We start from the raw sequence: 14,919 nt of genomic DNA, 5'->3' as shown, positions 1-14,919 counted from the left end.
GCCATCCTGCCGCGATCGTGCCGCCCGCCGCAGCCGGGAAGAACGCCGCCCCGCCCACCGTTAGTGGAATCGTGAACGATTTCGGGGTACAGGAAGCAGCCGGCTCCCCCGCCCGCGAGGTGGACGTCGTGGTCGTCGGCGCAGGTCAGGCCGGACTGTCCGCGGCCTACCACCTGCGGCGTACGGGTTTCGCGCCCGACCGGGACTTCGTGGTGCTCGACCACGCCCCGCGCCCGGGCGGTGCCTGGCAGTTCCGGTGGCCCTCGCTCACGTACGGCAAGGTGCACGACATGCACGCGCTGCCCGGGAAGGAGCTGACCGGCGCCGATCCGGGCCGGCCGTCGTCCGAGGTGATCGGCGGCTACTTCGCCGACTACGAGGAGACCTTCGACCTGCGGGTGCACCGGCCCGTCGACGTGCGCGCCGTCCGGGAGGGCGAGGGCGGGCGGCTGCTCGTGGAGACCTCCGAGGGCGACTACGCCACCCGAGCGCTGATCAACGCGACCGGCACCTGGGACCGGCCGTTCTGGCCGCGCTACCCCGGGCAGGAGACCTTCCGGGGCCGCCAGCTGCACACCGCCCAGTACCCCGGCCCCGAGGCCTTCGCCGGTCAGCGGGTGGTCGTGGTGGGTGGCGGCGCGTCCGGGACGCAGCATCTGCTGGAGATCGCCGAGGTCGCCGCCGGGACCACCTGGGTCACCCGGCGCGAGCCGGTCTGGCGCGAGGGACCCTTCGGAGAGGTCCAGGGCCGGGCCGCCGTCGCGCTGGTCGAGGAGCGGGTACGGCAGGGGCTTCCGCCGCAGAGCGTCGTGTCGGTCACCGGTCTGCCGCTGAACGACGCCCTCCGCGCCGCGCGCGAGCGCGGCATCCTCGACCGGCAGCCCATGTTCGACCGGATCACCCCGACCGGGGTGGCCTGGGCCGACGGGCGGACCGTCGACGCGGACGTGATCCTGTGGGCGACCGGCTTCCGGGCGGCGATCGACCACCTCGCTCCGCTGCGACTGCGCGAGCCCGGCGGCGGCATCCGTGTCGAGGGCACGCGGGCGGTACGGGACCCCCGCGTCCATCTCGTCGGCTACGGCCCCTCGGCGTCGACCATCGGCGCCAACCGGGCCGGCCGCGCGGCGGTCGCCGGGGTCCGCAAGCTGCTCAGGAGCCCGGAGAACGCGCGGCAGCCCGTCGCTGTTCGTTGAACTCGGCGACGTTCTCCAGGTGTTCGGCGTAACCGGCGGTGAAGCGGGTGTCGCCGGGCCGGACGGTGACGAAGTAGAGCCAGTCCCCCCGCGCCGGGTCGACGGCGGCGTTCATGGCCTGCTCGCCGGGGTTGCCGATGGGTGACGGGGGCAGTCCCCTGCGCTCGTAGGTGTTGTAGGGGCTGTCGATGCGGGTGTCCTGGTGGGTGGTGTCGACGGTGTCGCGCCCGAGGGCGTAGTTGATGGTCGAGTCCATCTGGAGGGGCATCCCCTGGGCGAGCCGGTTGTAGACGACCCTCGCCACCTTGCCCATGTCGTCGGCGGTGTCGGCCTCGGCCTGGACGATGCTGGCGACGACGACCAGCTCGTGGACGCTCAGCCCGTGCCGTCGGGCGCCCTCCGCGATGCGCGGGGTGCCGAAGCGTTTCCTCGCGGTGTCGACCATGTAGCGCAGCAGCGCCTCGGGGGTGGTGGCCCTGGTCACCGGGTAGGTCGCGGGGAAGAGGTAGCCCTCGGGGTTGCCCGCGGCGGCGGGCGGGAGGGCGAGGCCGGTGGCCGGCGATGCGGCCACCTTGCGGGCGGTGCCGGCCGGGAGGCCGAGGGAGCGGTCGACGGCCGCGTACACCTCGCCGCCCCGCCATCCTTCCGGGACGAGGAGGGTGCGCTGCTTCTCGGGCGCGGGCCGCTCGGGTTCGGCGTCGAGCAGGAGCAGCGGAACGGTGATCGCGGCGGCGGCGACGGCGAGGACCCCGGCGAGGATGAGGACGAGCCTGCCGCGCCGGGTGAGCCGTGCGCGGCGGCGCCGGTGTTCGGGCTGCCAGGACCGGAACGTCATGGGCGCACGCTAACCCGGTCCGCCGGCGAATCCGGGGAGCCGGGCGGGTGTCCCGTGACAGGGGACCCGTACGCGCGGCGGCGCCGCCGGTCCCCGGGGACGGGGGGCCGACGGCGCCGCTTTCCTGCTGTGGCGTGAGGGTCAGACGAGCCAGCCCAGGAAGTGGAGGACGCCGGCGAGCAGGTCGGTGATGACGTTCATGAAGGTGCTTTCTCCTTGTGCGGAACTGCTGTGGGACTGCGCAGTCGCGGTCTGCAGCCCGTCGCTTGCGCCCCCTCATCCTCAACCGTCACAGGGGAGTTGTGCACCGAAAAGCGGGACGATCACACGTTCTGGGGAACATCCGCTCCCACGTTCGTGCGTTCGTCGCGGCGGACCAGTGCCGCGTATCTGCCGTCGAGGGCAAGCAGTTCCTCGTGGGTGCCGCGCTCGGCTATCCGGCCCGCCTCCAGGACGACGATCTGGTCGGCGTCGCGGACGGTGGAGAGCCGGTGGGCGATGGTGATGGTGGTGCGTCCGGCGGAGAGCGCGTCGATGGCCTGCTGCACGGCGTGTTCCGTACGGGTGTCGAGCGCGCTGGTCGCCTCGTCGAGGATCAGCACGGGCGGGTCGCGCAGGATGGTGCGGGCGATGGCGAGGCGCTGCTTCTCGCCGCCCGAGAAGCGGTAGCCGCGCTCGCCGACGAGGGTGTCGTAACCGTCGGGGAGGGAGGCGATGTGGTCGTGGATCTGGGCGGCCCGAGCGGCGGCCTGGATCTCCTCGTCGGTGGCGTCGGGCTTGGCGAAGCGCAGGTTGTCGGCGACGGAGGCGTGGAAGAGGTACGTCTCCTGGGAGACGACGCCGACGGCCCGGGCGAGGGTGTCGAAGTCCAGGTCGCGCACGTCGACCCCGTCGAGGGTGACCCGGCCGTCGGTGACGTCGTACAGCCGGGGCACGAGGTAGCTCAGGGTGGACTTGCCGGAGCCGGTGGGACCGACGACCGCGAGGCTGCCGCCCGCCGGGACGGTGAGGTCGATGCCGTCGAGGGTGGGGCGGCCCTCGCCCCCGGGCTCGTAGCGGAAGCCGACCTTCTCGAAGGCGACCTCGCCTGCGACCTTCGGCAGGCGCACGGGCTCGGCCGGTTCGGTGATCTCGACCGGCAGGTCCAGGTATTCGAAGATCCGCTGGAAGAGGGCGAGGGAGGTCTGGATCTGCACACCGGTGGAGAGCAGGCTGACGGCGGGCCGGAACAGACCCTGCTGGAGCGAGACGAAGGCGACGAGCGTGCCGAGGGAGACGGTCGGGCCGCCGGCCTGGAGGGCGAGACCCGCCGCCCAGTAGATCAGCGCGGGCATGGCGGCCATGACGATGCCGATGGTGGACATCCGCCACCGTCCGGCCATGGAGGAGCGCACTTCGAGGTCGACGAGGCGCTCGGACTCCGCCTCGAAGGATTTCGTCAGGGAGTCGGCGCGGCCCATGGTGCGGCCGAGCAGGATGCCGCTGACGGAGAGGGACTCGGTGACGGTGGCGGCCATGGCGGCCATCTGCTTCTGCCGCCGGGTGGTGATCCGCTTGCGCTCACGGCCGACCCGGCGGCTGATCCAGACGAAGACGGGGAGCAGGAGCAGCGAGACGAGGGTGAGCCGCCAGTCGAGCGCGAGCATGGCGACGACGGTGGCGACGACGGCGGTCAGGTTGGAGACGAGGGAGGTGGCGGTCGAGGTGACCGTCGCCTGCATGCCTCCGATGTCGTTGGCGATCCGGGACTGCACCTCGCCGGTACGCGTGCGCGTGAAGAAGGCGAGCGGCATCTTCTGGAGGCGGCCGTAGACCGCGGTGCGCAGGTCGTGCATGACGCGCTGGCCGACGGTGGTGGAGATCAGGGTCTGGAGCACGCCGAAGACGCCGGAGGTCACGGCCGTGAGGATCATGCCGAGGGCGAGCAGGCTGAGCAGCCCGGTGCGGCCCTGCGGGATGGCGGTGTCCAGGATCTCCTTCAGGAGGAAGGGCGAGGCGACCGTGACCAGCGAGGAGGCGCCGACGAGCAGGCCGACGACGGCGAGGCGGCCCCGGTAGGGACGGAAGAGCCGCAGGATGCGCCGCAGCTGGGCGGGCTCCTCGGGCTGCCGGGGGTCACGGGCGGGTGGCGTCCAGGTGGACTCGTCGTGCGGGTGCATGGGCTCCTGCGCGGGTGGGAGAAAGCGACCGATGAGAGCATAGCTCATTGTTACCTATACTCACAATGAACAGGGTCCTGATATTGTTCCCGCATGAGCACCCCCGATCCCGACGGCCTCCTCGCCGAGCAGCTGCTCCGCCTCACCCGCCGGCTGCACCGCATCCAGAAGCTGCACCTGGAGCCGGTCGGCATCACGCCCGCGCAGTCCCGGCTGCTGCGGACGGTCGCGCACTACGAGGAGCCGCCGCGGATGGCCGACCTCGCGGCCCGGCTCGAGGTGGTCCCGCGCGCCGTGACCACGCTCGTGGACGGCCTGGAGGCGGCCGGCCGGGTGCGCCGGGTGCCCGATCCGACGAACCGCCGGGTGGTCCGGATCGAGCTCACCGACGCCGGCCGCGACACGCTGAGGGAGCTGCGCAGCGCGCGCCGCGCCGCCGCAGAGGACATGCTGGCCCCACTGACCGTCGAACAGCGCGAGGTGCTCGGAGGTCTGCTGTCCGCCCTCGTCGACCGCGGCCCGGAGCGGGTCTGCTGACACCGGGGCAGCCGGGACGAGGGCAGCCGGGCCCGGGGCACGGTCGCGCCGGAGGGGAGCCCTGGCCATGCCCGTACTGGAGCCGAACCCGCGGGCCCTGCGAGCCGGTACGAAGCGGCGGCCGGCGCCCGACCGGGTGCCCGACCTCCAGTCCCGGGGCGCTCCCAAGCACCTGAGGGAGGAGCTGGTCGCCCTCCTCGGCCCGGACCGGGTGCTGGGGACGATCTCGGACCTGGTGAAGTACGCCTCCGACGCGAGCCCTTACCGGTTCGTGCCCCAGGTCGTCGTGGTGGCCGCGGACGTCGACGACGTCTCCGCCGTCCTCTCCTACGCGCGCGGCAAGGGCCGTGAGGTGGTCTTCCGGGCCGCCGGGACGAGCCTCAACGGGCAGGCGCAGGGCGAGGACATCCTGGTGGACGTGCGCCGCCACTGGGCGGGCGTCGAGGTGCTGGACGGCGGCGCCCGGGCCCGGATCCGGCCGGGGACCACGGTCGTCCGGGCGAACGCCGCCCTCGCGCCGTACGGCCGGGTCCTCGGCCCCGATCCGGCGAGCGCGATCGCCTGCACCATCGGCGGGGTGGTCGCCAACAACGCCTCCGGCATGACCGCGGGCACCACACGCGACTCGTACCGCACGGTCAGCTCGCTCACCTTCGTACTGCCGAGCGGCACCGTCGTCGACACCGCCGACCCGGCCGCCGACGAGGAACTGGCGCGCGCCGAGCCTCGGCTGTGCGCGGGGCTGCTCGCGCTGAAGGCGGAGATCGAGGCGGACGGGGAGCTGACGGCCCGGATCCGCGCCAAGTACGCCATCAAGAACACCAACGGCTATCGTCTGGACGCCTTCCTCGACGGAGCGACGCCGGTGGAGATCCTGCGCGGTCTGATGGTCGGATCCGAGGGCACCCTCGGCTTCCTCTCCGAGGTCGTCTTCGACACCGTTCCGCTGGACCGCATGGTCGCGACGGCGCTGCTGTTCTTCCCGTCCCTGCCGGCCGCCGCGGCCGCCGTCCCGCGCTTCACCGAGGCCGGGGCCCTGGCCGTGGAGCTGATGGACGGCAACACGCTGCGGGCCTCGGTGCGCGTGTCCGGCGTGCCCGCCGACTGGGCGGAGCTGCCCGGGGACACGACCGCGCTGCTCGTGGAGTTCAGGGCGCCGGACGCGAGCGCGCTGGCGGCGTACGAGGAGGCGGCGGTCCGGGTGGTGGCGGACCTGGAGCTCGTCGCCCCGGTCGCCTCCGTCGCGGACACCTGCAACGTCTTCACCCGTGACGCGCGGACGATCGCCGGCTACTGGAAGGCCCGCAAGGCGTTCGTGGCCGCGGTCGGCGGCTCCCGCCCCTCCGGCACGACCCTCATCACCGAGGACTTCGCGGTGCCGCCCGCCCGGCTCGCCGAGGCCTGCGCGGAGCTGCTCGACCTCCAGGCCCGGCACGGCTTCGACGCCGCCGTGGCCGGTCACGCGGCCCACGGCAACCTGCACTTCCTGCTGGCCTTCGACGCGGCCGACCCCTCCGACGTCGAGCGGTACGCCGCCTTCATGGCCGAGTTCTGCAAGCTCACCGTGGAGCGCTTCGACGGCTCCCTGAAGGCCGAGCACGCCACCGGCCGCAACATCGCGCCCTTCCTGGAGCTGGAATGGGGGCCCCGCGCGACCGAGCTGATGTGGCGGACCAAGGAGCTCGTCGACCCCGACGGCGTCCTCGCCCCCCGCGTCGTCCTCGACCGCGACCCGCAGGCCCATCTGCGCGGCCTCAAGACGATCCCCACCGTGGAGCCGGTCGCCGACCCGTGCATCGAGTGCGGCTTCTGCGAACCGACCTGTCCAAGCGTCGATCTGACGACCAGTCCGCGCCAGCGGATCGTGCTGCGCCGGGAGATGACGCGGCAGGCGGACGGCGCCCCGGTCGAGACCAGCCTCCTGGAGTCGTACGGTTACGAGGCGGTCGACACCTGCGCCGGGGACTCCACCTGCAAGCTGGCCTGCCCGGTCGGCATCGACACCGGCGCCCTGATGAAGTCCTTCCGGCACGCCCGGCACTCCTCGCGCGAGGAGCGGATCGCGGCGCTCGCCGCGCGCGACTTCCGTACGGTGGAGGCCTCCGCGCGGCTCGCGGTCGCCGCGGCGGAACGGGTCGCGGACCGGTTCCTGGAGACGGCGACCGGCCTGCTGCGCCGAGCGGTGCGCCCCGACCTCGTACCGGAGTGGCTGCCCGAGATCCCGGGCGCCGCGGCCCGCCGGCTGCCCCGCACCCACCGGCCGGCCGCCGTCGCCGTCTACTACCCGGCCTGCGTGAACCGGATCTTCGGAGGCCCGGAGGGCCGGCCGGGGCCGTCGCTGCCCGAGGCGGTGGTGGCGCTGTCCGCACGGGCCGGCCGGCCGGTGTGGATCCCCGACGACGTGGCCGGCACGTGCTGCGCGACGATCTGGCACTCCAAGGGGTACGAGCGCGGCACCGAGGTGATGGCGAACCGGATCGTGGCGGCCGCCTGGGGCTGGACGGCCGGCGGCAGGCTGCCCCTGGTCGTCGACGCCTCCTCCTGCACGCTCGGCATCGCGCGCGAGGTGGTGCCGTATCTCACCGACGACAACCGGGAGTTGCACGCCGCGCTGACCGTGGTCGACTCGCTGGTGTGGGCGGCGGACGAGCTGCTGCCCCGGCTCGACGTCCGCCGGCGGGTGGCCTCGGCGGTGGTCCACCCCACCTGTTCCATGCGGCACCTCGGCGACGAGGACCGGCTGACCACGCTCGCCGAGGCCTGCGCGGAGGAGGTGGTGGTCCCCCTCGACGCGGGCTGCTGCGCCTTCGCCGGCGACCGGGGCATGCTCCACCCGGAGCTGACCGCGTCCGCCACCGCGCGAGAGGCGGCCGAGGTCACCGCGCGGCCGTTCGACGCCCACCTCTCCGCCAACCGCATGTGCGAGATCGGCATGGACCGGGCGACCGGCCGCACGTACCACTCGGCCCTGCTGGAGCTGGAGCGCGCGACCCGCCCCTGACCCGCGGCCACGGCGGCAGGCAACCGGAGGAGAAGAGTCCAACCACCGCTCCGCACAAGTCCAAACGGCGCCCTTGCACATCAGGAGCAACAGCGGCCAAGGTCCTGTTCGGGATTCATGAACCCACCCTGCACTCACCGCAACCGGAGGTTCGATGAACGACAGCACTCCCCCGCGCCCCAGCCGCCGCTCCGTGCTCAGGACCACGGGTGCGGCGGGCGCGGGGCTCGGGCTCGGTGCCCTGGGTACGGGCTCCGCCGAAGCCGCTGCCTCGTCGCAGGCACCGGGGACCGGGGCGCCGCCATCCGACGAGGCCCTCGCGACCCCGCCCCGCCGGGGCGCGACCATGGCCGGCGTCCCCTTCGAGGGCCGCTCCACCGTCCGGGTGGCCCTGGTCGGTCTCGGCAACCGCGGCGGCAGCATGATCGACCTCTATCTGGCCCTGCCCGGCGTCCGGGTGGTCGCCGTCTGCGACCCGGTGAAGGCGAAGGCCGAGCGGGCCGCCGCCAAGGTGGTCGCCGCCGGCCAGTCCTCCCCCGCGGTCTACGCCAGCGGCCCGGAGGACTATCTGAAGCTGTACGAGCGCACGGACGTCGACTTCGTGCACGTGGCCACGCCCTGGGATCTGCACTTCGAGCAGGCGAAGCAGGCGATGCTGCACGGCAAGCACGTCGGCGTCGAGTGTCCGGTCGCGATGCGCCTGGACCACCTCTGGGAGCTCGTCGACCTGTCCGAGCAGACCCGGCGGCACTGCATGCAGCTGGAGAACTGCTGTTACGGGCGCAACGAGATGCGGGTGCTGCGCATGGCCCACGCCGGAAAGTTCGGCGAACTCCTGCACGGCGCGGGGGCGTACAACCACGACCTGCGCGAGCTGATGTTCTCGCCGACCTACTACGAGGGGCCGTGGCGCCGGCTGTGGCACACCCGGCTGCGCGGCGACCTCTACCCGAACCACGGCTTCGGTCCGGTCGCCAACTACATGGACGTCAACCGGGGCGACCGCGCCGTCAGCATCAGCAGTCTCGGCACGCCCGCGCTGGGGCTCGCCGAATACCGGGCGGCGAACATGCCCAAGAGCGATCCCAGTTGGAAGGAGTCGTACATCGAGAGCGACCGCACGATCAGTCTGGTGAAGACGGCGAAGGGCCGGGTGATCCGGCTGGAGCACGACGTGTCGACCCCGCATCCCTACAGCCGGATCAACAGCCTGGGCGGCACCAAGGGCGTCTTCGAGGACTACCCGGCGCGCATCTATCTGGAGCCGGACCACAAGGGCCACCAGTGGGGCGACTTCGGCGCCTACGCGGCGGAGTTCGACCACTGGCTGTGGAAGGAGCACGCCAATCCGCCCGGCGGGCACGGCGGCATGGACTACATCATGGTGTACCGCCTGACGCAGTGCATGCGTCTGGGGCTCGTACCGGACTTCGACGTGTACGACGCGGCGACCTGGACGGCGCCGGTGCCGCTGAGCCACGCCTCGATCAAGGCGAACGGCGCCCCGCAGCCCATCCCGGACTTCACGCGCGGCGAGTGGCGCAGGGCCCGCTCCGGCGTGGACTCGGCCCGGCCCGCCTGATCCGCCCCGGCTGGTCCTTGCGGTGTCCGGGCCCCGTGCGGGGCCCGGACATCACGGCTTCAGCAGCGGCGCAGGTCCTCGACCAGGGTGCCCTGGACGGTCTTGAGGGAGCGGTCGTAGCAGCCTTCGGAGCCGTACAGCCGGTAGCGCTCGGCGCTGGTGCCGACCGCGTGCCGCTGCTCGCGCGGGACGCCGAGGGTGAAGGCGGCGTCGCCGGTGTACGTGTCGTCGAGCCGCGACCAGGACAGCCGCTTCCCGTTCCGTACGACGTCGGCGAAGGCGCGGTCCGCGAGGGTCAGGACCGTCCGCAGCCGGTTGTCGGCGCCGATGGTGATCTCGCCGTCCATCGTGTACGCGCGGTGGGTGCGGGTGGTGGTGCGGCCGACGGTCACCGTCTCGTCGTCGGTCCACCGGGCGCTGAGGGCGTCCGGGTTCTCGTCGGCGCCCCAGCGGTGGGTGGAGCGGTGGTCGACGGTGCGGGTGACGGTGGTGGCGACCCGGCCGTGCGAGGTGTTCAGATGGCCGGCGACGGTGAGCGAGCCGCCGCCCGTCGTCTCCAGGACGTCGGGCGAACCGGGCGTGTGCACCGAGGAGTTGCGGGCGACGCCGACCTCGTGGCGGTCGAGGGCACCGGTGACGACGGTGCTGCCCTCGTCCTGCCACAGCAGCACGTTGGTGGGGACGCTCCAACCGGTCCGCCCGGCGGGCACGCCGGCGACGGAGACCTCCACGCGGTGGGCGCGGCCGTCGTTGAGGAGGGCCGCGAAGGGAGTGAGGTCGTAGGTGATCGGCTGGACGTCGAAGGCGCGCGGCGCGGGGGTCACGTACCAGAGGAAGGGGTTGGACCAGCCGCCGGTCCACACGTGCGGGAAGGGGGCGGCGATGCCGGCGAGCCGGCCGTCGACGGAGATCCGCACCTCGCGGTAGGGGCCGTCGGTGGCCTTGCAGGAGTAGGGCGCGGCGCCGGGGACGGTGAGGTACCAGAACTCCTCGCAGCCGCCGCCGGAGCCGGTGGCGTACACCTCGGCGAGGATCCGCTCGGTGTTGCGCGGGGTGGTGAGGGTGGTTTCGGTGAGCGGCAGGACCCGGTCGGGCGTGCCGACGGCGGGTTTCACGGCGCCGCGCGCGGTGTGGAAGGTGAGGGTGACGCGGACGTCGAGGACACCGGTGTAGGTGTCGTTGACGACGTTGCCGATGAGCATCTCGACGGGCTGGGGGCGGCTGAGGGTGTCGCGGTAGCGGGTGACGTCCTTCTCGACGGACCAGGTGATGCCGTCGGGCGAGGGCTCGGGGGTGGAGGTGCGGAAGATCTCGACTCCGCCGAGGGTGAGGTGGCCGAGCCGGTCGTACTGGCGGCCCTTCACCTTGCCGTCGAGACGCAGGACCACTTTGTGCCAGCGGGTGCCGCATTCCTCGGGCGGGGTGTAACTCCCCCGGTAGGGCGTGAAGTCGCGGAACCGGGCCTCGGCGATCGTCACTTCGCAGGTGCGGGTGCCCGGTGTGGGGATCGGCGGTGCGGCGGTGACCGGGTCGTGCCAGTCGGTGGTGAACTCGGCCGGCGGGGTGGCGGGGGTCTCGTCCGCGTGGGCCGCGGGGGCGGCGAGCAGGAGTCCGGCGGCCAGGGTGAGGCCGCTGATCATGCTCATGATCTTCCGTTGAGTCATGGGTGGTGAGTGAAGCGCGGGCTCACGGGTGCGTCCAGAGGGCAGGGGCCCGGCTTGGCCGGATGTGGTGGGAGTTGCCAGAAAATCGTTTGCCGACGAAGGGCCGGCGGCGCGAGCCTTGACCGGTTCGAGTCCTCACAGCAGTCCACGCAGTCCACAGCCGTCCACGCAGTTCACAGCGGCCATCCGCAGTCATCCGAAGTCATTCGCAGCCATCACAGGACCGGTCCGTCGCCCTCGGCACGCCATCGGTCGAAAGCGCTTGGGGCGCCATGCAGATTCGTGACCTACCGTACGCCGACCCGGGGGAACCGGACGTCCGCTCGGGCTCCCGGTTCCTCCTCTGGCTCGGCCGGCGCCAGCTCGGCGGGCAGCTGAGCTGCCTGCTGTGGGGCCTGCTGCTGCACCTCGGCATCGCCGGGCTGCCGCTCGGCGTCGGCGTCGCCGTGCAGGCGGTCGTGGACCGCGACGGCGGCCGGCTCGGCCTCGGGATCGGACTGCTCGTCGCCTTCGGCCTGGCCATCGCGGCCGGCGACACCATGGTCCACCGGGTGGCCGTCACCAACTGGATCACGGCCGCCGCCCGGGTCCAGCAACTGCTGTCGCGCAAGACCGCCGAGCTCGGCGCGATGCTGACCCGGCGGGTCGCCGCGGGCGAGGTGGTCGCCGTGTCGACCAGCGACGTCGAGAAGATCGGCTGGTTCGTGGAGGCGGTCTCCCGCTTCGCGTCCGCCGCCGTCGCCCTGGTCCTCGTCTGCGTCGGTCTCGTGCTCTACCAGCCGGATCTGGGCCTGGTGGTGGCGCTCGCCGTCCCCGTCCTCGCCCTCGCCGCGCTGCCGTTGCTGCCCCGCGCCACCCGACGGGCCGACGAGCAGCGCGAGAAGGCGGGCAAGGCCACCGAGCTGGCCTCCGACACCGTCGCCGGACTGCGCGTCCTGCGCGGGATCGGCGGCGAGGAGCTGTTCCTCGGCCGCTACCGGGCCGCCTCGCAGGAGGTCCGCCGGGCCGCCGTGCGCAGCGCCCGGATGTGGGCGCTGATCGCGGCGATCCAGGTGCTGCTGCCGGGGCTGCTGCTCGTCGGCGTGGTCGTGTACGGGGCGGTGCTCGCGCTCGACGGGCGGATCACCATCGGCCAACTGGTCACGGTGTACGGGGCGGTGGCGCTCACCCACCATCCGCTGCGCACCTTCGAGGAGATCGCCATGGCGTACTCCTTCTCGCGGCCCTCCGCGCAGCGCGCCGCCCGGGTGCTCGCCCTGTCCCGTACGGCCACGACCACGCGCGCGCCCCTTCCGTCGCCCGGGGCGCCCGGGCAGGTGCCGGGCGGCGACCTGTACGACCCGGTGACCGGGGTGCTCGCGCCGGCCGGGCGGTTCACGGCGGTGGTGTGCGGCGACCCGGACGCGGCCGGACGGCTCGCGGACCGGCTCGGCGGCCATCCCCCGGAGGGCGGCGAGGGGCACTCCTCGGTGCTGCTCGGCGGCGTCCCGCTCGACGAACTGCCGCTGGAGACGGCCCGCACGGCCGTCCTCGTCCAGGACAAGGACCCGGTGCTGCTCTCGGGCACCCTGGCGGAGCTGCTCGACGTGCCGGCCTCCGGCGACGTCACGGCGGCCGAGGCGCTGGAGGCGGCCCGGTGCGGTGACGTCCTCGACGCCCTCGCCCAGGCGTCCGTGGACACCGGCGGCGACCCGATGCGGACCCGGATCACCGAGCGCGGCCGGTCGCTCTCCGGCGGCCAGCGCCAGCGGCTCGCCCTGGCCCGCTCCCTGGTCACCGACCCGGAGGCGCTGGTCCTGGACGAGCCGACCTCGGCGGTCGACTCGCACACCGAGGCCCGGGTGGCGGCCGGCATCAAGCGGCTGCGGGCGGGCCGGACGACGGTGGTCCTCGCCTCCTCGCCGCTACTGCTCGATGTGGCCGACCGGGTCGTGCTGGTCGACGGCGGTACGGCGGTCGCGGCCGGCACCCACCGCGAACTGCTCGCCCGTGAGCCCCGCTACCGGGCGGTCGTCACCCGCGAGACCGACGACGAGACCGGGGCGCCCGAAGCCGAGCCGGTGGCCGCGCCCGACGACACGCGCCACGGCGGGCTGACGGACGGGCGGGCGAGAGGGCTGGAGGAAGAGTTGCAGGACGAGCTGGAAGGGGAGTCGGCATGATCGGCCTGGCACCGCCCGCGTACGACCCGGCGGCACCCCGGTCGGCGACGACGCTGCCGGTGGGCGGCCCGGCGACGGTCCGGACCTACGTCCGGGAGCTGCTGCGCCGCCACCGGGGCGCCTTCGTCGCGCTCGTCGCCGTCAACGGCGTCGCCGTGATCGCCTCCATGGCGGGCCCCTATCTCCTCGGCTCGCTCGTCGACGACCTGACGGCCGGGGCCCGGGAGCTCCCGCTGGGCCGCACGGCCGCCCTGTTCGCCGTCGCGCTCGTGGTCCAGGCGGTGTTCGTCCGCCTGGTACGGCTGCGCGGGGCGATGCTCGGCGAGGAGATGCTGGCCGATCTGCGCGAGGACTTCCTGGTGCGCTCGGTGGGCCTGCCGCCGGGCGTCCTGGAGCGGGCGGGCACCGGCGACCTGCTGTCACGGATCACCACGGACATCGACCGGCTGGCCAACGCGATGCGCGAGGCGGTGCCGCAGCTCGTCATCGGCGTGGTGTGGGCGGCGCTGCTCGTCGGCGGCATCGCGGTGGTCGCGCCGCCGCTGGCGCTCGCGCTGCTGCTCGCCGCGCCGCTGCTGATCGCGGGCTGCCGCTGGTACTTCCGGCGGGCCCCCTCGGCGTACCGCTCGGAGGCGGCGGGGTACGCGGCCGTCGCCGCCGCCCTCGCCGAGACCGTGGACGCGGGCCGTACGGTCGAGGCGCACCGCCTCGGCAGGCGGCGGGTGGAGCTGTCGGACCGGCGGATCGCCGAATGGACCGCGTGGGAGCGGTACACCCTCTTCCTCCGCTCGGTGCTCTTCCCGGTCATCACCCTCACCCACACCGTCGTGATCACGTCCGTGTTGCTGGTCGGCGGCGTCTTCGTCCTGAAGGGCTGGATGGACGTGGGGCAGCTGACCACGGGCGCGCTGCTCGCGCAGATGCTGGTCGACCCCGTCGGGATCGTGCTGCGGTGGTACGACGAGATTCAGGTGGCGCAGGTGTCGCTCGGCCGGCTCGTCGGCGTGCGGGAGATCGATCTCGGGGCCGGGGACCCGGAGGTGCGGCCCGAGGGGCGGACGGTGCGGGCCGACGAGGTGCGCTTCGGCTACCGGGAGGGCGTCGACGTGCTGCACCGGGTGTCGCTGGACGTCGCCCCGGGCACCCGGCTCGCCCTGGTCGGCCCCTCGGGCGCCGGGAAGTCGACGCTCGGCCGGCTGCTCGCGGGCATCTACGCCCCGCGCGCCGGACGGGTCACCCTCGGCGCGGCGGAGCTGGCGCGGATGCCGGCGGAGCGGGTGCGCAAGCACGTCGCCCTGGTCAACCAGGAGCACCACGTCTTCGTCGGCTCGCTCCGCGACAACCTGCTGCTGGCGCGGGCGGGTGTCGGGGACGCCGACCTGTGGGCGGCCCTGGCGGCGGTCGACGCCGACGGCTGGGCCCGCGCCCTGGACGAGGGCCTGGACACCGAGGTCGGCTCCGGCGGCCTGGCCCTCACCCCCGCGCAGGCCCAGCAGGTCGCGCTCGCCCGGCTGGTCCTGGCCGACCCGCACACCCTGGTCCTGGACGAGGCCACCTCGCTCCTCGACCCGCGCGCGGCCCGCCACCTGGAGCGTTCCCTGGCCCGCGTCCTGGACGGGCGCACGGTGGTCGCCATCGCCCACCGCCTGCACACCGCCCACGACGCCGACCTGATCGCCGTCGTCGAGGACGGCCGGATCAGCGAGCTGGGCAGCCACGACGAGCTGGTGGCGGCGGACGGGGCGTACGCGGCGCTGTGGCGCTCCTGGCACGGGTAGGGGAG

At 73.6% G+C, this 14,919-nt stretch carries 9 protein-coding genes; 6 read left to right on the top strand and 3 right to left on the bottom strand.

Going from position 1 to position 14,919, the window contains the following annotated elements; translation table 11 throughout:
- Positions 1-71 precede the first annotated feature (71 nt).
- Positions 72-1,196: an NAD(P)-binding domain-containing protein gene (locus ABTZ91_RS03110; protein WP_352075368.1), complete on the top strand. Its 1,125-nt coding sequence runs from the start codon at positions 72-74 to the stop codon at positions 1,194-1,196.
- Here the strand turns inward: ABTZ91_RS03110 and mltG are convergent.
- Positions 1,153-2,031: an endolytic transglycosylase MltG gene (gene mltG / locus ABTZ91_RS03105; protein WP_352075367.1), complete on the bottom strand. Its 879-nt coding sequence runs from the start codon at positions 2,029-2,031 to the stop codon at positions 1,153-1,155. The two genes, ABTZ91_RS03110 and mltG, sit on opposite strands and share 44 nt — an antisense overlap.
- 323 nt (positions 2,032-2,354) lie before the next feature.
- The gene (locus ABTZ91_RS03100) at positions 2,355-4,190 is read right to left on the bottom strand and encodes an ABC transporter ATP-binding protein (RefSeq protein ID WP_352075366.1); all 1,836 of its coding nucleotides are present in this window, start codon (positions 4,188-4,190) and stop codon (positions 2,355-2,357) included.
- A gap of 93 nt (positions 4,191-4,283) precedes the next feature.
- On the opposite strand from ABTZ91_RS03100, the gene ABTZ91_RS03095 reads away from it, so the two are divergent.
- The 3 genes from ABTZ91_RS03095 (at position 4,284) to ABTZ91_RS03085 (ending at position 9,310) form a co-directional block, all read left to right on the top strand.
- On the top strand, positions 4,284-4,727 hold the full coding sequence (locus tag ABTZ91_RS03095) for a MarR family transcriptional regulator (protein ID WP_352075365.1): 444 nt from the start codon (positions 4,284-4,286) through the stop codon (positions 4,725-4,727).
- A 67-nt stretch (positions 4,728-4,794) separates the two neighbouring features.
- Positions 4,795-7,728, top strand: coding sequence for an FAD-binding and (Fe-S)-binding domain-containing protein (locus ABTZ91_RS03090; protein ID WP_352075364.1), 2,934 nt, complete (start codon positions 4,795-4,797; stop codon positions 7,726-7,728).
- 154 nt (positions 7,729-7,882) lie between these two features.
- Positions 7,883-9,310, top strand: a complete 1,428-nt coding sequence (locus tag ABTZ91_RS03085) for a Gfo/Idh/MocA family oxidoreductase (RefSeq protein ID WP_352075363.1) — start codon at positions 7,883-7,885, stop codon at positions 9,308-9,310.
- A gap of 59 nt (positions 9,311-9,369) precedes the next feature.
- On the opposite strand, the gene ABTZ91_RS03080 is transcribed toward ABTZ91_RS03085, so the two are convergent.
- On the bottom strand, positions 9,370-10,974 hold the full coding sequence (locus ABTZ91_RS03080) for a peptide-N4-asparagine amidase (protein WP_352075362.1): 1,605 nt from the start codon (positions 10,972-10,974) through the stop codon (positions 9,370-9,372).
- 272 nt (positions 10,975-11,246) lie between these two features.
- Here ABTZ91_RS03080 and ABTZ91_RS03075 point away from each other — a divergent pair, with 272 nt between their 5' ends.
- Entirely contained in the window at positions 11,247-13,136 is a 1,890-nt protein-coding gene (locus tag ABTZ91_RS03075; protein ID WP_352075361.1) for an ABC transporter ATP-binding protein, read from the top strand.
- Positions 13,133-14,914, top strand: a complete 1,782-nt coding sequence (locus ABTZ91_RS03070; protein ID WP_352075360.1) for an ABC transporter ATP-binding protein — start codon at positions 13,133-13,135, stop codon at positions 14,912-14,914. Before ABTZ91_RS03075 ends, ABTZ91_RS03070 begins: the two co-directional genes overlap by 4 nt.
- Positions 14,915-14,919: the final 5 nt, after the last annotated feature.

The sequence above is a fragment of the Streptomyces sp. NPDC126499 genome (genome assembly GCF_040302485.1).
Taxonomy (GTDB): Bacteria; Actinomycetota; Actinomycetes; order Streptomycetales; family Streptomycetaceae; genus Streptomyces.
The sequence above is the reverse complement of the archived record's forward strand: the minus strand, read 5'-3'. Positions and strand labels throughout refer to the sequence as shown.